This window comes from Archangium sp., from assembly GCF_036277355.1.
Taxonomy (GTDB): domain Bacteria; phylum Myxococcota; class Myxococcia; order Myxococcales; family Myxococcaceae; genus Archangium.
In genome coordinates, this window is sequence record NZ_DASUNC010000139.1 from 1 (window position 1) to 19,555 (window position 19,555).

Below are 19,555 nucleotides of genomic sequence, written 5' to 3' on the forward strand. Positions count from 1 at the left end.
TAGGCCACTTCCCCAGGCGAAAGGTGGAGGAGATGCGGCGGTCGTCTCCTCATCCACCCAACTTATCCGGTCTCTTCCTCCACCCAACCTACCCTGTGGTCTCGACTATGTTGAAAAACTTGTCGGACAGTCCACTAGGGCCCGGCGGGCTTCGCGACCTCGGACCCGCCGCTCCGGCCTTCTCGCGCGCGCTGCCGCTCGAGCCATGCCTTGTACTCCGCCGACTCCAGGAAGGCCCTGGTCTCCGGCCCCTCCTGGAGCCGCACCCGCACCTGACTCCCTCCGGCCTCGCGCTCCATGTCCTCGAGCAGGCGCACCGCGCCCGCGTGGTCCGCCTCCCCGAGGGCCAGGCTCAGCAACTCCACACGGGGCTCCCACAGCGTCGGGTCCTCCTCGAGGGCCTTCTGGAAGGAGCGCTTCGCCCCCTCCAGGTCGTCCTGCCCCGACTTCACCTGGCCCCGCAGGTAGGCCAGGTACGGGTCCGCCACCCTCCTGTCGAGCCGGTCGATCGCCTCCATCATCACCGCACTCTCGCCGCGCAGCAGCGGGTTGTCCAGCGCATACAGGTCCAGCAGCGGATCCCCGGGGAAGGCCTTCTCGAAGGCCAGCAGCCCCAGCGCGTACTCCGCCTCGTCCAGCGACGCGAGCGCTTCCAGGCGCTTGAGTTGCACGAACCTCGCCCCGCGCATCCGCGGCGGAAGCCGGTCCATCTCCGCCACGGCCTCGCGCGCCTGGTTCGCTCCGAGCAGGCGCTCGATGCGCCGCCACCGCAGCAGCTGCTCCACCCATTGCCGCTCCACGCCGCGCAGCCTCCGGGTGAGGCACTGCCCGCGTTCGGCCGCGGCCAGCAGGTACACCCGCCACATCGACTCGCTGATGCGCTCTCCCTCCAGGTAGGGGTAGAGGTCGACCAGGACGGCCTCGTTCCGGGCATTGCGGCCCAATTCGAGCTCGAGGTAGCTCAACCCGGCGTCGGACAGGACGCGCAGGAGCGCGATGGGCGTACGCCCCCGCATGTGCACCTGGAGCAGCCGGACCCGAAGGCCCCGCCCTCCCGCGCCCAACAACCGGCGGCCCAGGGGCCAGCCGTCCTTGCGCACCTCGCCGGCCAACGCCGCCAGGAAGGTGCTCGAGACTGGCAGGCCCCGCGTCACCCGCTGGAGGAACTGCTCTCCATCGAGCCGCGCATCCAGGGCGGCCTCGTCGCCGTCACGCAGCGCGGCTTCCACCTCCCGGGCCAATGACACGAAGGCCGGGTCGACGGGGGAGGACATGGCGGGGGGAGACGCGGGCGCGGCGAGCAACAGCCAGAGCAGGGGGAGCATGCGCCCCCGTCTATCACGGATGATGACTCGCGAGGTAGCCCGGACGACTTGACTCCCGGAGTCACGGGACCGCGGGCTCGGAAGGACCTCGCAAGCCCTACGCGGCGCGCGTCACTCCTGATACGCAGGGTGTTTCGATGCCACCTGGACCACTGGGAGGGAATGATGCCGCGAAGGCTGCTGCTACTGGTTCCGCTGCTCGTGCTGGAGACGGGTTGTCCGCATGCCTGGGGGCGCGGGGGAACCATCGACGAAGCCCTGGCCAAGGACATGCGAGAGTACCTGTCGAATCGGGGCTGCACGCTCGAGGAGGAGGCGTGGTGGGAGCAATGCGGCGAGGATTTCTGGAGCAGACCGGACCTCGAGCAGCAAGACTGTCCGCGGCAGTGTCGGCCTCCCAGGCAGAGGCAATGAGGGTGGGCGGATGAATTGGCGCAAGTTTCTCCCGGGCATCGGCATCCTCCTGCTGCCGCTGCCCCTGCTGGGGCTCGTCTACCTCGCCATGTCCCACCCCGGCGCGCGGCCCTCCCCGCCCACGGGACACCACGTCGTGCCCATGCTTTCACCGCAGGTGCGTCAGGGCCTTCGTACCTACGAGCAGGACTGCCGCACGGATGCGGATTGCGAGTCGCAGCTCCGCTGCTTCCACAACCCGCGGACGGGACGCCAGTACTGCACGGACAGCACGTGCGGGACCGACGAGGATTGTCCGGAGGACTTCGCCTGCCGGACCCTGCGAGCCCGCAACAAGGAGGACTTCATCCGCGTCTGCTCGCTGCAAGGCAGCCGCAAGGAGGGCGAACTCTGCGAGGTGCATCCCGCCCTTCTCGTGGACGGGTGTGAGAAGGGCCTCATCTGCTCGGGTTTCTGTGGCCGGCCCTGCCGTCTGGAGGAGCCCTCCAGTTGTCCCGAGGGGTACGTCTGCAAGGAGGGGGACCACGCCCCCTCTTGCGTGCCCACCTGCGAGGGGCGCGCCTGCCCCGTGGGCCAGCGGTGCGTGTCCCTGCTGGGAGGGCATGGCTCCGTCTGCATGACGGTCCTCGGCCAGGACTGCGAGCTGAATCCCTGTCCCCAGGGCACGTCCTGCACCCGGAGTACCTACCCGACGACCCCGGGACAAATCTGGATGCAGTGTCTGCGCCGATGTGGCCGGAGTACACCGCCCTGCCCCGAGGACTCGGCCTGCTTCTTGTTCCAGTGCCGCAAGGCGTGCAATCCAGAGGGACCGCCGGTCTGTGAGCCGGGCTTCGCGTGTGGGCGCCAACCCGGCCAGCCGTGGGCGTGCCTGCCGAGCACACGAGCCGAGTAGGCCCCCCACCCCGTCCCTCTCCTGGAGGAGAGGGCGAGACAATGGCCACCGTGTCCCCGGACCGCGGCTCCACTCCGCCCGGCAGGGCTCAGGCGCCCGTGCCCTGGCCCCGGTCCACGTCGCTCAACAGCAAGTCGAGCCCGTCTCCCGCCAGCCAGGCTCCGCTCGCCCGGGCGAAGTCCGGCTCCGCCTCGGCGTTGACCTGCTGCCAGAGGTCCGCCAGGCGGTAGCGCGCGGACGTGCAGTAGACATCCGCCAGTTCCCCCACGTGAGGCTGGCCTCGCGCGGTCAGCGCGGCGGCGCGCGCCAGGGTGACGGACATGGTGAACAGCTCGTTGGCCACCTGGTTGAGCAGGATGAGGGTCCGCTCGCGCGCGTAGAGCACTCCCACGTCCGGGTAGCGGCGTGACAGCTCCAGGCACTCGAGGCCCAACCGGCGCACCTCATGGGCCACGGCCTGGCGGTGCTCGAGGTTGCGGCCTGACAGGTGCTTGTCCTCCGGAAGCGGCGCGGGCGGGGCCTCGAGCTCCGCGGCCTGCGCGGCCGACGGGTAGTAGAGCGTGAAGAGCCCCTCCCGGGCGGCCTTGTGGTCCACGAGGAAGTCCACGCCCCCCGCGATGCGGAAGGCCCGGGCGTCCCGCACGGCCCGCTCCATGGGAATGGGGGGGGCCCCCCGCGAGGCCTTGCTCACCGCCGTCTCGTAGCCCTCGGCGGCCAGCAGCGACATGGTCCGGTCCGCCAGCCGCGCACAGGTGAGCGAGGCGATGTTCTTGGCCGCCACCTGCTCGAACCAGCGCAGCGGCAGGTTCGCGCCATCCGCTCCCGCCAGGCTCCACTGGGCCAGGCTGTCCAGAGCGAACACCTCCGCCGCGGTACTGGCCACCATGCGCTGGATTTCATCGTAGTCCCCGAGCGGCCGGCCGTTGTTGCGGCGCCGGTTGACGAACTCGCGCGACCAGCGCAGGCAGTGCTTGGCCGTCGCCAGGGACGCGGTGACGATGGTGTACATGCGGCCCAGGGCGCTGATGGGCTCCAACAGCGGCGTGTCCCGCCAGTGCCCCTCCGCCATCCGCAACATCTGCTCCCGGGGCACCCGCACGTCGTCGAAACCCAGCGCGGCGATGGGAAAGCCCCTCAGCCCCATCAGCTGGTGCTCCCTCCGCACCCGGAAGCCGGGGCTGGCCGTCTCCACGAAGAAGAGGCTGACGAACTCCCTGCCGCCCTCGCAGACGGTGGCGCTGACGATCAGCAGGTCCGCGATGGAGCCATTGCCGATGTAGACCTTCTCCCCCTTGAGCAGATAGGCCTTCCCATCCGCGGTGGGCGTGGCCAGGGTGGACAGCCGCCGCGAGGCGGCCCCCGTGGGCTCGGTGTCGGCCCAGCCGGAGATGGCGCCCTGGGCGATGCGGCCATGGACGTACTCCCGGAGCGGCCCGGCGGGAATGGCGTTGACGATGGCGCCCGCGCCCAGGCCGTTGTGGAGCGCCAGCGTGTAGCCCACCGGCAGGCACCAGCTCATGGCCATCTCGATGACCCGGAAGGCGTTGAGCGAGGACAGGCCCCGGCCACCCACCGCCGGGTCCATCTGCAGCTTGAAGTAGCCCGCCCCCCGCAGGGAGTTGAGCAGGCCCGGAGGCAGCCGGCCCTCGCGCTCCACCTGGGCCGGATCCACGTGCTCCTTCAGGAACCGCTGGATCTCGAGCACCAGGGCGTCGCCGAGCCGCTGCTCCTCCGGGCTCTGCTCGGGGAAGGGCTGGAGGAGGTCCCAGCGGAACCTCCCGCCGAAGAGTTGTCCCAGGAAGCCCTCGCGGCTCCGGGCGGCGGGTTGCAGGGGCTGGCTCATGGATGGAGGTCCTTTGGAGAAGAGGTGTGGGAAGGCCGCAGGGTTGCGTCGAGCAGGCGCAGCAGCGTGTCCCGCTGCTGCGGTGCCCGCAGGTAGAAGTGGCCACCGGGGAGCAGGTGGACGCGGAACGTGCCCCGGGTGTGGCGGCGCCAGGGCTCCAGCGCGTCCGGGCCCAGGTCATCTTGCGTGCCGCCCGTGATGACCATCTCGCAGTCCAGGGGCTCGCCGTCCTGGTAGCGGTAGGACTCGACGAGCGCGAGGTCCGCGCGCAGGGGCGGCAGCAGCAGCTCGCGCAGCTCGGCGTCCTCGCGGATCTCCGCGGCCATGTCTCCGTACATGCGCTCGAGCGCGTCCAGCAGTGGCGCCTCTCCAAGGTGGCTGGTGGGCTGCGTCCGGGAGGGCAGCTGCGGGGCGGGGTAGGCAGACAGGAACAGCCAGGCCGGTGGCGCACGGCCCAGGTCGCGCAACCGCCGGGCCGTCTCGAAGGCCACCAGCGCCCCCAGGCTGTGTCCGAAGAAGGCGAAGGGCGGCCCGAGGGCCAGCGCGTCCACCAGCGCGTCCGCCAGTGCGTCCACCAGCACGCTCACCCGCGTCAAGGGCGGCTCCTCCGTCCGCGCGCCCCGGCCGGGCAGTTGCACCCCCCACACCTCGACGTTCTCGAGCAGGTCCGCCCAGCGCAGGTACTCGCCCGCGGAGCCGCCGCTGTGGGGGAAGCAGAACAGGCGCACACGGGCGTCCGGGCGCCGCAGGCGGCAGGCCAACCAGGGTGAAGTCCGGGTCATCGTCATCTCGTGGAAGCGAGCGCCGGCTGCGGCGGCTCGTGGAGGGTGGCCAGGGGGGAGAACACCAGCGGCAGGCTCGACAGCAGGCTGCCCACGCCGGCGATGAGCAGCGTGGGCTTCAGCCCGAGCGAGCCGCCCAGCAGGCCGCCGAGGAAGGCGCCCGCGGGAATCGTTCCCCAGATGAGGAAGCGCACCGTGGCGTTCATGCGGCCCTGGAGTGACGCGGGGGTGAGCTGCTGGCGCAGGCTGATCTGGTTGACGTTGAACAGGGCGACCCCGAAGCCCGCGAGCGCGAGCGCCCCCGCGAGCACCCCCACCGCCGTGGCCTCGGTGGCCAGCGGCAGCATCAACACGGCCAGGCCCGGCAGGAAGGAGGCACCGGCGAGTGTCGGGCCCAGCCCCCAGCGCCGCACCAACCGGTGGTTGAGCACCGTCCCGAGCAGCGCGCCCGCGTTGGCCACCGCGAGCACGGCGCCGAAGGCGGGGGCGGACAGGCGCATCTCCCGCACCGCGTACAGCGGCAGGATGGCCTTCACCATGCCGAACATGTCGAAGAGGTTCGCGCAGGCCATGCACAGCACCAGCGGGCGCAGGAGGGGATGGCCCAGCACGTAGCCCAGCCCCTCCTTCATCTCCTGGCGCATGGGGGGCCGCTGCTTCGCGCGCCCCTCGGGCACGGCCTCCTGGCGCCGCACCCGCAGGAGCATCAGCGCCGACACCAGGAAGCTCGCCGCGTCGATGAGGATGGCCACGGGCGCGCTCACGGCCTTGACGAGCAGTCCGCCCAGACTCGGGCCCGCGAGCTGGGCCGTCGAGTACGCCATCTGCAGCTTCGTGTTGCCCTCGATGATCTGCTCCCGCTCCACCAGCGCGGGAAGGAAGGCGTGGTGGGCGATGTCGGCGAAGACGGTGAGCACGCCGTTGAGGAAGACGATGGGATAGAGCACCCCCAGCGACAGCACGTCCAGGGCATACGCCAGGGGGATGCCCAGCAGGAACAGGGCCCGCCCGAAGTCGGCGGCGATGAGGATGGGCCGCCGGGGCAGCCGGTCCACCCATACACCCGCCGGCAGGCCGATGAGCAGGAAGGGCAGGTAGCCCAGCGCGGTGAGGATGCCCACCTGCAGCGGGGTGGCCTCCAACAGGAGGATGGCCGTCAGCGGCAGCGCGATGAACGTCACCTGCGAGCCGGCGAGGCTGAGCGCATACGCGCCCCAGAGCTTGACGAAGTCGCCGTGGCGCCAGAGCGAGCCGCTCCGCGCCACGGCCGGTGGGGAAGACGGACTCATGCCCGGGTCTGCTCGCGCAGGCTCCTGGGGCGCATGTCCGTCCACACCCGCTGGATGTGGGCCAGGCAGTCGCGCTTCGGGCCGGTGACGCCCACCGCGCGCCAGCCCGCCGGCAGGGGCCGGTCACTGGGCCAGATGGAGTACTGCGCTTCCTCGTTGCACACGACGTCGTAGCTGCGCTGCGTGTCCTCTTCGAACATGGGGATGGACCTTGGGGTGTCAGGGCCGCCAGGGCGGCCGATGGAAAGGGATGGGAGGCGCGCTCGTACCGCTCACGCCGGGTGACGGAGGGCCGGGCGAGCCGCGGAGGGCGGCAGCTCGTGCGGCGGGGACGGGACGGCCACGGACAGCTCCTCCTCGAGGAAGCGGGTCAGCCGGGCGGCGGTGGGGGCACGGAAGATGGACTTCACCCGGAGCTCGGCCGGGACATGCGGACGCAGCCGTGTGATGAGCTGCGCCGCCATCAACGAGTCTCCTCCCCGCTCGAAGAAGTTGTCGTGGGGGCCCACCTGGGCCAGCCCCAGCACTTCCGCGAAGGCGTGGGCGATGCGGCGCTCCAGGTCGTTGCGGAACACGGGGGCCTCCGGCGCGCTGGCCGGGAGCGCCACGTCCCGCCGGGCCTCGCCGGTTGCGTCCGCCCGCGAGGCGCTCGGGGCCGGAGCCTCCGCCACCGGGGCGGACACCTCCGGTGCCTCGACCAGGTAGCGCCGCCGCTCGAAGGGGTAGGCCGGGAGCGGAACCCGGTGGGGCCGCGCGCCCGCGTGCAGGCCCTGCCAGGACAAGGGCGTACCCGCCACCCACAGGCGTCCGGCCGCGATGAGCGCGCTGACCAGGTCGGACGTCGGGTCCGAGGCGTGGGGCAGCGTGGACAGCGTGAGGTGCGTGCCCGAGCCGGGGTGCTGGCGCGCCAGCGTCACCAGGGTGCGGCCCGGCCCCACCTCCAGCAGGAGGCTGTCCGGGCCGGACAGCAGGGTGGACAGCGCGTCGTTGAAGCGCACGGTGTGGCGCAGGTGCGCGGCCCAGTACGCCGGGTCCGTCGCCTGCTGCGCGGACACCTCGGCGCCGGTGAGATCCGAAATCCACCGCAGCTTCGGGGGATGCCGCTCGACACGCTGGACGCACGCGGTGAACGCGGCCAGCGCCGGCTCGATGAAGTGCGAGTGCCCGGCGCCCGGAATGCGCAGGATGCGGGCCTCCACGCCCCGCGCCACCAGCCGCGCCTGGAGGGCTTCTATCTCCGCCACCGAGCCGGACAGCGTGCACTGGGCGGGCCCGTTCACGGCCGCCAGGGACAGCTGCGCGTGCAGCAGCGGCACCAGCTCGGACTCGGGCAGTGGCACGGCCAGCATGGCGCCCGCCGGCAGGCTCGCGAGCAGCCGCGAGCGCTCCAGCACCAGCGTCAGGGCGTCCCGCAGGGAGAACACGCCAGCCACCGTGGCCGCGGCGTACGCCCCCAGGCTGTGGCCCACCACCGAGGCCGGCTTCACCCCCCAGCGCTTCCACAACTGCGCCACCGCGTACTCGATGACGAAGAGGGACAGCTGGCCGATGACGAACTCCCCCATCCTCGTGGAGGCCGTCCGCACCGCATCGGCGTCCGCCAGGTCCGGGTGCAGCACCGTGCGCAGATCCAACCCCAGCCGCGGCGTCACGTACGCACAGGCCTCGTCCACGGCCTCGCGGAAGGCCGGCTGGGTGGCATACAGCTCCCGCCCCATGCCGACATGCTGGCCGCCGTGGCCGGGGAACATGAAGACCACCGGGCGTTCCCGGGCCTCCTCGTCCCCGGTGCCACCCGCCGCCTGCTCGTTCTCCTCCAGCGCGCGGCACACCCCGGCGGCGTCCCCGCCCACGGCGAAACGCCGGTAGGCGTGCGCCTGGCGGCCCACCTGGAGCGTCCAGGCCACGTCGGCCAGGGGGACGTCCGGGGAGGTGCGCAGGTGCTCGCCCAGCCGGGCCACCGCCCGGTCCCGTGCGGTGCGGCTCCGGGCCGACACCACCAGCAGCTGGGGCGTGGAGGCGCGCTCGTCCACCGCGGCCTCGGGCGCCTGCTCCAGGACCACGTGGGCGTTGGTGCCACCAATGCCCAGCGAGCTGACACCGGCCCGCCGCGGGTGCCCACCGGTGTCCCACTCCCGCAGCACCGTGTTCACCCGGAACGGGCCCTGGGCGAAGTCGATCTCCGGGTTCGGCTTCTCGAAGTGGAGGCTGGGCGGCAGCTTGCGGTGCTCCAGCGCCAGCACCGTCTTGATGAAGCCCGCCACGCCCGCCGCCGCGTCGGTGTGGCCGATGTTCGTCTTCACCGAGCCAATCCAGCAGGCGTGGCTCGAGCCCGTGCCGAACGCCTTCGTCAGCGCCGCCAGCTCGATGGGATCTCCCAGCCGCGTCCCGGTGCCGTGGGCCTCGATGTAGGTGATGGACTCCGGGTCCACCCCGGCCACGCGCTGCGCGTTCTGGATGACGTGGGCCTGGCCCTCCACGCTGGGGGCGGTGAAGCCCATCTTCCCGGCGGCGTCGTTGTTGATGGCCGAGCCGAGGATGACGGCGCGGATGTGGTCCCCATCCTCGAGCGCGTCCGCGAGGCGCTTGAGGACGACGAGCCCCACGCCATTGCTGCCCACGGTGCCCTGCGCGCCCGCGTCGAACGCGCGGCAGCGGCCGTCCGGGGACAGGGGGCCGCCCTCGCTGTAGTGGCCCAGGCGCACCGGTGCGTGTACGCAGGCGCCTCCGGCCAGCGCGATGTCACAGTCGCCCGCGAGCAGCGCCTGCGCGGCCAGGTGGATGGCGACGAGCGACGTCGAGCAGCCCGTCTGCACGGTGACGGCGGGGCCGCGCAGCCCCAGCTTGTAGGCCACGCGGCTGGTGAGGAAGTCCACCCCCGTGGCCAGCCTCATCTGCCAGTCACTGGCCCCGGCCAGCTGCTCGCGCCGGGCGCGCAGCGCGGACAGGTACGACGTCTCGCTCCCACCGCCGTAGACGCCAATGGCGCCGCGGTAGCGCACCGGATCATACCCCGCGTCCTCCAGCGCCTCGCGCGCGCACTCCAGGAACACCCGGTGCTGCGGGTCCAGCATGAGGGCCTCCAGCGGGGAGCAGCCGAAGGCCTCCGCGTCGAAGCCGTCCGCGTCCGCCACCATGCCGAAGGCGGGCACCTGCTGGCCCACGGCGCTCGGCTCCGGCGGCGGCGCGCCCGGGCGCCCGTCCGGGCCGAAGAAGGTGATGGACTCCACGCCCTGGACCAGGTTGGCCCAGAACTCGGCGGCGTTGGAGGCCCCGGGAAACCGGCAGGCCAGCCCCACCACCGCCAGGTGCGCGGAGCGGTCCTCCATCTCGTGGGGGGAGCTCATTCCGCGTCCTCCCGCGTGGCATCCGCCGCCAGCCGGCCCCGGCGCCCCTGCAGGCGCGAGCGCCCGCTGCGCTGCTGCTCCTGCCGCTGCGCCTGGGCGGCGGCCACCTCCTGCGCGCCCCCGTCCTCGCCCTGGAGGTAGCGGGCCAGCGTCCGCACCGTGGGGAACTCGAACAGCTTCACCATGGGCACCTCATGGCCCAGGCTCTTGAGCGCGTGCTGCACCCGCGCCAGCAGGAGCGAGTGGCCGCCCAGGTCGAAGAAGTTGTCCTCGGCCCCCACCTGCTCCAGCCGCAGCGTCTCGCGCCAGATGCCGGCCAGCTCGTGCTCCAGCTCGTTGGCCAGTGGCACCTGGGCCACCCGCGGCGCGGGCACCGGCTCGGGCAGTGCCCGCTCATCCACCTTGCCGGAGTGCGTGAGCGGCAGGGCCGGCAACACCACGTAGGCGGAGGGAATCATGTAGGCCGGCAGCTCGTGCGACAGGTGCTGGCGCAGCTGGGCCGGAGTCGGCACGGCCATGTCGGCCTTCGGGACGAGGTAGCCCACCAGCCGCGGCTCCCCGCCCGCCTCACTCCGGGCACTGACGTGGGCCTCGGACAGGCCGGGGTGCGTGCGCAGCAGCGCGGCGATCTCCGCCGGCTCCACCCGGAAGCCGCGAATCTTCACCTGTGCGTCGGCGCGGCCCAGGAACTCGAGCGTGCCGTCGGGCAGGTGGCGCACCAGGTCCCCGGTGCGGTACAGGCGCGCTCCGGGACGCGGCGAGAACGGGTCCGGCACGAAGCGGTCCGCCGTCAGGTCCGGGCGGCCCAGGTAGCCGCGCGCCAGGCCGGCGCCGCCGAGGTACAGCTCGCCCCCGACGCCCACGGGCACCGGCTGAAGCTCGCCGTCCAGCACGTACGCGGTGGTGCCGGAGATGGGCTGGCCAATCGTGGGCAGCGCCTCGCCGTGGCCCACCGGCTCCACCAGGCCGGAGGTGGCCGTCACCGTGGTCTCGGTGGGGCCGTACTGGTTGAACAGGCGCCAGGGCGTCCCGGGGGCGGGCCGGGTGTGGAGCCGGTCTCCCCCCGCGAGCACCGTGCGCAACACGCACGTCTCGGGCCACGGCAGCGCCAGCAGCCGCTCGGCGAGCGCCGTGGGCAGGTCCGTGAAGGTGATGTGCTCGGCCAGCAGCCACGACTGCAACCGCTCCGGGGACAGGCGGATGTCCTGCCCCGGCACGTGCAGCGAGGCGCCCACCGACAGCGCGGGCCAGATCTCCGCGGCCGACGGGTCGAACGCGGGGGAGTACAGCAGCGTGGCGCGGGTGCCCGCGTCCAGCCCGAAGGCGCCGCGCTGCCAGGCGACGAGGTTGGCCAGCGCGCGGTGCTCCACCATGACGCCCTTGGGCCGGCCCGTGGAGCCGGAGGTGTACATGACGTAGGCCAGGTGGCCGGGCCGCACGTCGCCGGGCGGGGACGAGCCCGGCGTGCCCGGGGCGTGTACGTCCTCGATGCGCACGTGCTCCAGCGTGGCGGGGAGCCGCCCGGTGAGCGACCCGTGGGTCACCACCTGGCGGGCCCCGGCGTCGGCGAGAATGAAGGCGAGCCGCTCCGCGGGATGGTCCGCGTCCAGGGGCAGGAAGGCGGCCCCGGCCAGCAACACGCCCAGCTGCGCCGTCACCAGGTCGGCGCCGCGTGGCAGGCAGACGCCGACGACGGTGTCGGTGCCCGCGCCCTGCTGGCGCAGCCGCCCGGCCAGCCGCCTCGCGCGGCGCACCAGCTCCGCGTAGGTGAGGCTGCCCGCCTCGTCACACACGGCCAGCGCCTCGGGCGTGCGCGCGGCCTGCGCCAGCACCTGCTCATGCACCAGCGCGTCCGGGGCCGGCACGCGGGCAGGGGCATTGAAGTCCACCAGGAGCGCCTGGCGCTCCGTGTCGCTCAGCAGCGGCAGGCGCGACACCGCCATGCCGGGACTGGCCACCGCGGCCTCCAGCAGCCGCATGAACTGGGTGGACATCCGCTCCATCGTCGAGCGGTCGAACAGGTCGCGGTTGTACTCCCAGATGAGCGAGATGCGGCCGTCGCCGCGCGACGCGTCCCCCAGGTGCCGCCCGGCGTGGGGGATGGCGACGACGTCCAGGTCCACCTTCGACGAGCCGTTGCCGCGCTCGAAGATGGTGCACGAGGCCTCGCCCAGCCGCGGGCTGAGCACGGCCGAGTCGTGGAAGCTGAACATGGCCTGGATGAGCGGGTTGCGGCTGGGGTCGCGCTTCACGCCCAGGGCCTCGACCAGCTTGACGAAGGGATAGGTCTGGTTCTCCGCCGCCCCGGCGGTGATGTCGCGGACCTGGCGCACCAGGGCCCGGAAGGACGGCTCCCCGGATACGTCGCAGCGCAGGACGACGGCGTTGACGAACATGCCGATGACGTCGTCGAGCTGCCGCGGGCCGCGGGCGGCGAACGCCGAGCCGATGCACAGGTCGCGCTCTCCCGTGTGCCGGTAGAGCAGCGTGGCGAACGCGGCGAACAGGGTGTTGAAGAGGGTGACACCCTCCTGCTGGCAGAAGACACGCAGGGCCTCGGGCAGGGCCGGGGGCAGCTCCAGCCGGAGCAGGTCCCCGTTGAAGGTCTGCACGGGAGGCCGCGGATGATCCGCGCGCAGCGGCAGGACCTCGGGCGCCCCGGCCAGCCGCTCGCGCCAGTAGCCGAGCTGGGCCTTCATGGCCGGCGAGTCCAGCGCCGTGCGCTGCCAGACGGCGAAGTCGCTGTACTGCACCGGCAGCTCGGGCAGCGGCGACGGCTCTCCACGCAGGTAGGCGTTGTAGAGCGTGTCCAGCTCCCGCATCAGCACGGCGAAGGACCAGCCGTCATGGACGACGTGGTGCTCGACGAGGACGAGCTCGTACTCGTCCGGGGCCAGCCGCAGGGCGCTCCAGCGGGCCAGCGGCAGCTCGAAGAGGGAGATGGGGCGGCGCAGCTCGTGGCGGATGGCCTCGTCGCGCCGGCGCTCCCGCTCCCCGGCGGGCACGCCGCTCAGGTCGAGCAGCGGCACCTGGACCGGCTCCGCCGGGCGGATGACCTGCCACGGCCGGCCATCGACCTCCTCGTAGGTCGTCCGCAGCAGCTCGTGGCGCCGGGTGATCTCCGTCAGGGCCCGCTCCAGCACCGCCACGTCCAGCGCGCCCAGCACGCGAATCGTCGTCTGCGCCTGGTAGGAGATGCTGTCGGGGGACAGCTTCTGGAGGAACCAGACCTGCTCCTGCTGGACGGTGAGCGGCGCCCGCTCCCGGCTGGCGTCGCGGACCAGCGGCGGCAGCGTGTTCCGGGCGGGGTCGGCCCGCCGGGCCGCCAGCAACTGCGCGAGCTGGGCGATGCACGGGTGGGCGAAGAGCTCGCGCACCGAGACGCCCAGGCCCAGCTCGTCCGCGATGCGGGTGGTGAGCTGCGTGGCGATCAGCGAGTGGCCACCCAGCTCGAAGAAGTCGTCGTGGATGCCCACCCGCTCCAGCCGCAGCACCTGCCGCCACACCCCGGTGAGCCCGCGCTCCAGCTGCGTGCGCGGCGCCACGTACTCACGGCTCCGCGTCACGTGGACGGTGGGCACGGGGAGCGCCCGGACATCCACCTTGCCGTTGGGGGTGACGGGCAGCGCGTCCATCACCACGAACGTCCGGGGCATCATGGCCTCGGGGAGCCAGTCGCGCAGGTGCGTGCGCAGCTGCTCCGTGCCAGGCACGGCGAGCAGATCCTTCGGGGCGAACCACGCCACGAAGAAGGTGTCCTGAAGGCCGGTGCTGGACTCGGCGGACCCGGTCGTCTGAGCCAGGACGTGCGCGGCCCCCACATGCGGGTGCGCCATCAGGGCGGCGGCAATCTCCCCGGGCTCGATGCGGATGCCGCGCACCTTCACCTGCTGGTCCGAGCGGCCGCGGAACTCCACCGCGCCCCCGGGCAGCCAGCAGCCGAGGTCCCCGGTGCGGTACAGGCGCTCGCCCCCCACGCGCGAATGGGGGTTGGGGATGAAGCGGTCCGCGGTGAGGTCCGCCGCGCCCACGTAGCCACGGGCCAGGCCCAGGCCGCCGATGTAGATTTCACCCGTCTCCCCGGCCTTCACGGGCCGCAGCTCCGCGTCGAGGATGTGGACCTCGGCTCCGTCGATGGGCCGGCCGATGGAGGGCATGCGCTCGTGCGCCGGTGCCTGTCCCACCGCGGGCACGATGTCCGAGGTGGAGTAGATGGTGCACTCGGCGGGGCCGTAGCCATTGACCAGCTGGAACGGCAGCCCGGGCCGCGGGTGCGCATGCAGCCGGTCTCCCCCCGTGAGCAGCAGGCGCAGGGGGCACGCCGCCGGCCAGTCGAGCCGCAGCACCAGCTCCGCCAGCGGGGTGGGCAGGAAGACGAAGGTGATGCCCTGGGCCAGCATCCACTCCTGCAGCCTGCCAGGCGACAGGCGCACGTCCTCGTCCGGCAGTTCCAGGCGCACGCCCGAGGCCAGCGAGGGCAGGATGGCCATGACGGCCGCGTCGAAGCTCAGCGAGGCGACCAGCCCGGCGCGATCCGCGGGCGACAACCCGAACGTGCCGCAGTGATACGCCGTGAAGGCGGACAGGGCGCGGTGGCTGACCATCACCCCCTTGGGGCGGCCGGTGGAGCCCGATGTATAGATGACGTAGGCGAGGTGCTCCGGCAGGACGGGGACGCCCGGATTGCCAGCCGGGGCTCCGGCGAGCTCCATCCCCGAGGCCGAGAGGACACGCACCCCTTCCAGCCCCAGCCGCTCCACGGCCGGCCCGGCGCCAATGACAGACGTCACTCCCGCCGCCGTCACCATGTGCCGCAGGCGCGCGGGCGGGGTGGCCGGATCCAACGGCAGGTAGGCCGCGCCCGCCTTGAGGATGCCCAGGATGGCCACGACGAATTCCATGCCGCGCGGCAGGCAGATGCCGATGATGGCATCCGACCGCGCTCCTTCGGCGATCAGCCGATGCGCCAGCCGGTTGGCGCGCTCATTGAGCGCGCCATAGCTGAGCGACTCGCCCGCGTGGCTCAACGCGACATGAGAGGGCAATTCGGCGGCACGCCGCTCGATGAGGTGGTGGATGGGGGGGGGCAGCAAGGTTCCTCCAGCCCGCATGCCCATTGGCTGGGCGCAGGTCTTCCCGGCATGGCCGGATTGACGGGTTTTGCTCAAAAATTGCGGCTGGATATACGTTTCTGAATCTTCCCTGTCAAAACAATCATCATATTGGAGAAGACATACATCAGCCCGCGAGGCACACCTCAGACGTCACAGCACCGCGACACAGCACCGCGACACAGCACAATGACGGTGCACTGACATTGCGATGACGGTGCACTGACACTGCAATGACGGTGCACTGGCACTGCGCTCTTGCTGTCTTCTTGGAAAAATCCACGAGACGAGGGACCGGCAGTACCGCTCGGAGAGAGCGCCTCGGCTCGGAGAGAGGGGATTCACGGAGGTGAATCGAACCCTCTCCCAGGGACCCGGAGGGGCCGGAACCCGGGGGCTCCGGCACCCTCACCCCGTCCCTCGCTACTTCTTGCCTGGCTCCGCGGCCTTGCCGGCTTCCTTCACCGCCGCGCCGGCCTCCGCCTTCGGCTTGCGGAGCGGACAGGACACGATCGCCCCGTTCGGATCGATGGCGTCCTTGCCGGACTCCACCTTGAGCACCTTGCGGTCCTCGCCAATCACGAACGTGTACCGGTTCGCCAGCTTCAACACCGGCGTCTTCACGTCATACAGCTCCGTCAGCTTCGCTTCTGGATCTGGAATGAACGGGAAGGGCGCCTTCAACGACTCCTTGAACTCCGCCAACGTCTTCTTGTCATCGGTACTGACGGCCAGGACCTGGCCGTGGAGCTTCTCGACTTCCGCGTAACGGTCGCGGTACGCCGAGAGCTCGCGGGTTCAACCCCCTGTGAAGGCCTTGGGGAAGAAGGCCAGGATGACCGGGCCCTGCTTCACCATCTCCGACAGCGTGTACGACTTGCCGGCGGTGTCCTCCACCGTGAAGTCCGGCGCGACGTCCCCGGCTTGGGGGGAGGCTCCCGCGAGGAAGCCCGCTACGAGCGTGGGTATGAGCATGCCCCGAGTTAACGGCTTCGCCGTTTGCGGCGCAACCCGGGCCCTCTACTTCTCGCTCATCCGCGCCCACACCGCCGCGGCCGCCTCGCGCGCCTGCTCCGCCACCACCGAGGGGTTCACCGACAGGGGCCGGCGCGCCCACACCCGCCACACCCCGTCCACCATCACCGACTCGACGTGGCGCGAGCCCAGGCCGAACACCACGTGCCAGGCCAGGTTCTCCGCCGTCAGCGGGGTGGCCGGCAGGTAGTCCATGATGAGCAGGTCCGCCACCGCGCCCTCGCGCATCTGCCCCACCTGCAGCCCGAAGGTCTGCGAGGCCAGGCGCTGCCCGTTGGCCAGGTAGCGCAGCACGTCGATGGGCTGCCCCGCGTCGCGCGAGCGCAGCCACGCCGCCTGGGCCTCGGCGAACATGTCCGCGCTCACGCTGTCGGCGCCCAGCGTCGCCCGGTGGCCGAACTTCAACGCCGGGGCGTAACCCACCTCGGCCTCCATGTTCGAGCGCGGCGTGTGCGCCAGCCACGCGCCCGTGGGCAACAACTGCGCCAGCTCGGGCCACGCCAGGTGCCCCACGTGCGCCAGCAGCGCCCGCGGCGACAGCAGCCCGCCGTCCACCAGCCGCATCACCGGCGAGGAGCCATAGCGCTCCACCGAGAGCTTCTCGTCCAGCGGGTCCTCCGCCAGCGGCACGTGCAGCCCCGCGCTGGTGCTCTTCACGGCCTCGGCGATGCCCTCCAGGCCCTCCTTGCTCACGGTGAAGAGCGGCGCCGCGCCCACCTGTCCCCGGAGCCGCCCGCGCGCCTTGCGCGTGAAGGCCACCGTCTCCTCCAGGCCCTCCTCGCGCCCCAGCGCCCCGCGCCGGTCCGTCACCGCGTAGGCGAGCACCCCGCGCATGCCCACCTCGTGCAGCCCGCGCCCCACCCGCAGCAGCGAGCCCTGCACCGCCTTGGGCGAGGAGTGCAGATCGAAGAGCGTGGTGGTGCCGCACTGGAGGGCCTCGAGGCCCCCGGCGGTCGCGGCCACCTGCACCGCGTCCAGGTCCAGCGCGTCCTCGTAGCGCCAGCGCACCTTCTCGAGCAGTTCCTCGTAGCCGTCCAGCTTGGGCCGGGGCATGCCGCGCCCGAGGCTGGCGGAGAGGCGCTGGTGTGCGCTCACCAGGCCCGGGAAGACGAGCTTGCCCGAGAGCGTGAGGACCTCGTCCTCCGGGGCGGCCTGCAGCTCGGGGCCCCGGGCCACGATGCGCTCGCCCTCGATGCGCAGGTCCACCCGCTCGACACACGCGGGTTCGAGCTCGACGACGATGCCACCTTTCAGGAGCGTGCCCACCCGTCCCTCCGGTTGTCCGAAACCGTGTTACGTCAGCGCGCCCCGCCCCCGGACGCCGACCGGGCGGTAGGTTAGCACTCCGAACGCGTCATGGCGCGCCACAGCAGGAAAAGAACCACCCCCCCACGGAGGGTCCACAACGCGGTGCGCAACAGGTTCGTCACGACGAGCCGCCGCCAGACATCCGGCTGGAAGCCCGTGCGGAGGGACTCGTGCAGGGGCACCTGGAGGAAGAAGGTGGACAGCCACAGGGCCGCCACCAGGGCGAGGCCCACCCAGGGCACCACGGGATTCACCCCGGGTGGGGGGTGGAGCGCCAGCCAGACGGCCGTGACGAGCTCCAGCACCATGGGAGGGCCGACGACCCAGGCGGTGAGGACACCGTGGGCGGCGGCGTAGGGGACGAAGCCGTCCGTGCCCACCCGGGCGAACAGGGGGTAGTGCACCACCTGGACGAACCAGATGAGCCCCACCATGAAGAGCGTGGCCGCCGCGTGGGCGAGCAGGATGAACGGAGTGCTGAGCATGGGCATCCGCGTCACCTTCTAGTGGAGGCCGAGCTCGTGCTCCCAGTCATACAGCTTCTCGAGCAGATCCGCCGTGCACGCACCGGACACACGCTCGAATGCCGCAGAGTCGAGCGCGGCGAGGCGCTCGCGCTGGAAGGAGGGATCGGCCACGACATGGCGGTGCTTCAGGTTGCGGGCATACGAGAGGGCACGAGGCATCTGCCGGAGAATGGCTTCGAGGCTGTCCTCCCGCGTCGCTCGCGCCATGCGCTCCGCGGCCGTCTTCAGGCGTGCATGCACCGAGGTTCCACCCTCCGGGTACCACGCATCCATTGCCCAGCCACAGGAGGCCACCATCAGTTCCTCCAGGGTGAGCGCGGCCCCCAGGGTCTTGAAGAGGTAGCGCGCGGACTGGAGCGGCTCCCAGAAACGCAGAACGGCCTGGAGGCGCAGTGCCGAGAGCTCCGCGCTCCTCGGCGCATCCTGTGACGTCGCGAAGTACAACGCCCCCCAGGCCGTCTCACGAAAGAATGCCTCGTAGGCATCCCTCACGGGAAATGGGTCCTGCCATTCTGGGGCTTCGGACAAGGCGAGCATGACCTCCGACACCATGTACAGCCGCCAGACCGGTCGCTCGTGTTGAAAGTCGGCCACTCCGTGGGTCAGGACCACTTCGCTGGAAGCCACCCCTATCATCTGACATGGAGCGGGAAAGGAGCCGTCCTTCCGGTACTGCTCTCCACACCGCAGCCCCTCCGTCTTCGTCTTCTGGCAGACCGAAGGATAGAGCCCATGCAGAAAAGACGGCAGTTGCAGCGAAGACCTCTGTTCGGACGGCATGAGGTGCCTCCTAGCAAAGCGGGTCGTCATTGAGGAAGGGCCGCGGCAGCGGGCACCCGCACAGGGGGCGTGGCAGGTATGGGCCGCGCGGGAAAAGGGACAAGCTGTCCACCGCCCTGCGCCGGAGGCCGCTGGGCTCCCCCCGAATCCACGTTCATCCGACCGAAAATCGCCCCCGAGAAGAAGCCCGTCGCGGCGTTGCCCACGACCTCGATGACGATGCCAACGGCTCCGCTGAAGGTGGCGAGCCGTTCGCGTCGGTTGAGCATATCCTCCACTGCCTGGCCCACCCACGCTCCGTATTGCCGCAACTCCTGCTCCGTCAGTTCCACCCACTGCCCGGCCTCATAGGCCGCTGCCTCGGACTCGAATCGTTGCTGACTACGGGTCCACCGATACTGGACCACTCCTGGTTCGGTGGTCTGCCACTCCAGGCGCCAGATGTATTGTCCCCGTGCGAAACGAATCAGGATCTCCCCGCTGAACCCCGTGCCACCTGTAAAGGGTCTGCCGACCCGTAGCGCCCGATTCAATGCTGCCAGGTAGGTCTGTGCCTCCTGGCGGCCTTCCTGAAGGCCCTGAGCATTCCAGGGTTTGATCTCGAAGAGGCTCCGGTTGGAGGCATCGGCGATATCAGGGCGTAGAATGTGCTCGCCCGGGAGCAGACGGGATGTGTCCCCGATCCTCCAGATGACGGCACTCACGGGCATCTCCCGCTCCGCTCACCCGGACAAGCCACGGAGTCAGGAGGCAGTAGAAGACGAGGAGCGTGGGAAGACCATGCCCTCCCAGGTGAGGTCCCACCCACTCCGACCCGAGGGCAGGCCTCTTCCAACGGGACGACATCTCCAGCGTCGAATGCCCGGACCGGAGCGTTCACTGCCGGCCCGATACCCGGA

13 protein-coding genes are annotated in these 19,555 nt (G+C 71.4%); 1 reads left to right on the forward strand and 12 read right to left on the reverse strand.

Features of this window, described 5'->3' with window-relative positions:
- Positions 1-134 precede the first annotated feature (134 nt).
- Positions 135-1,325, reverse strand: a complete 1,191-nt coding sequence (locus VFZ09_RS33315) for a hypothetical protein (RefSeq protein WP_329731765.1) — start codon at positions 1,323-1,325, stop codon at positions 135-137.
- A gap of 424 nt (positions 1,326-1,749) precedes the next feature.
- Between VFZ09_RS33315 and VFZ09_RS33320 the strand changes: the two genes are divergently transcribed.
- Entirely contained in the window at positions 1,750-2,634 is an 885-nt protein-coding gene (locus tag VFZ09_RS33320) for a hypothetical protein (protein WP_329731766.1), read from the forward strand.
- An 88-nt stretch (positions 2,635-2,722) separates the two neighbouring features.
- Here the strand turns inward: VFZ09_RS33320 and VFZ09_RS33325 are convergent, their stop codons facing one another.
- The 11 genes from VFZ09_RS33325 to VFZ09_RS33375 all read right to left on the reverse strand — a co-directional run bounded on the left by VFZ09_RS33325 (position 2,723) and on the right by VFZ09_RS33375 (position 19,360).
- Positions 2,723-4,477, reverse strand: a complete 1,755-nt coding sequence (locus VFZ09_RS33325; protein WP_329731767.1) for an acyl-CoA dehydrogenase family protein — start codon at positions 4,475-4,477, stop codon at positions 2,723-2,725.
- Positions 4,474-5,259: a thioesterase II family protein gene (locus VFZ09_RS33330; RefSeq protein WP_329731768.1), complete on the reverse strand. Its 786-nt coding sequence runs from the start codon at positions 5,257-5,259 to the stop codon at positions 4,474-4,476. The genes VFZ09_RS33325 and VFZ09_RS33330 overlap by 4 nt, the downstream gene beginning before the upstream one ends.
- A 2-nt stretch (positions 5,260-5,261) precedes the next feature.
- Entirely contained in the window at positions 5,262-6,548 is a 1,287-nt protein-coding gene (locus VFZ09_RS33335; protein WP_329731769.1) for an MFS transporter, read from the reverse strand.
- Entirely contained in the window at positions 6,545-6,748 is a 204-nt protein-coding gene (locus VFZ09_RS33340) for an MbtH family protein (RefSeq protein WP_329731770.1), read from the reverse strand. The genes VFZ09_RS33335 and VFZ09_RS33340 overlap by 4 nt, the downstream gene beginning before the upstream one ends.
- A gap of 72 nt (positions 6,749-6,820) precedes the next feature.
- Positions 6,821-9,895 carry a type I polyketide synthase gene (locus VFZ09_RS33345; RefSeq protein ID WP_329731771.1) on the reverse strand — a complete coding sequence of 1,025 codons (3,075 nt, stop codon included), beginning with the start codon at positions 9,893-9,895 and terminating at the stop codon, positions 6,821-6,823.
- Positions 9,892-14,988, reverse strand: coding sequence for a non-ribosomal peptide synthetase (locus VFZ09_RS33350; RefSeq protein WP_329731772.1), 5,097 nt, complete (start codon positions 14,986-14,988; stop codon positions 9,892-9,894). The genes VFZ09_RS33345 and VFZ09_RS33350 overlap by 4 nt, the downstream gene beginning before the upstream one ends.
- A 441-nt stretch (positions 14,989-15,429) precedes the next feature.
- Positions 15,430-15,981, reverse strand: a complete 552-nt coding sequence (locus VFZ09_RS33355; RefSeq protein WP_329731773.1) for a peroxiredoxin — start codon at positions 15,979-15,981, stop codon at positions 15,430-15,432.
- Positions 15,982-16,026: 45 nt separating this feature from the next.
- Positions 16,027-17,307 (reverse strand): amidohydrolase family protein, encoded by a 1,281-nt coding sequence (locus VFZ09_RS33360; protein ID WP_329731774.1) that lies wholly within the window; start codon positions 17,305-17,307, stop codon positions 16,027-16,029.
- 71 nt (positions 17,308-17,378) lie between these two features.
- The gene (locus VFZ09_RS33365; RefSeq protein WP_329731775.1) at positions 17,379-17,834 is read right to left on the reverse strand and encodes a hypothetical protein; all 456 of its coding nucleotides are present in this window, start codon (positions 17,832-17,834) and stop codon (positions 17,379-17,381) included.
- 18 nt (positions 17,835-17,852) lie between these two features.
- Positions 17,853-18,413 carry a hypothetical protein gene (locus VFZ09_RS33370; protein ID WP_329731776.1) on the reverse strand — a complete coding sequence of 187 codons (561 nt, stop codon included), beginning with the start codon at positions 18,411-18,413 and terminating at the stop codon, positions 17,853-17,855.
- A 269-nt stretch (positions 18,414-18,682) separates the two neighbouring features.
- Positions 18,683-19,360, reverse strand: coding sequence for a hypothetical protein (locus tag VFZ09_RS33375; RefSeq protein WP_329731777.1), 678 nt, complete (start codon positions 19,358-19,360; stop codon positions 18,683-18,685).
- Between the last annotated feature and the right edge of the window lie 195 nt (positions 19,361-19,555).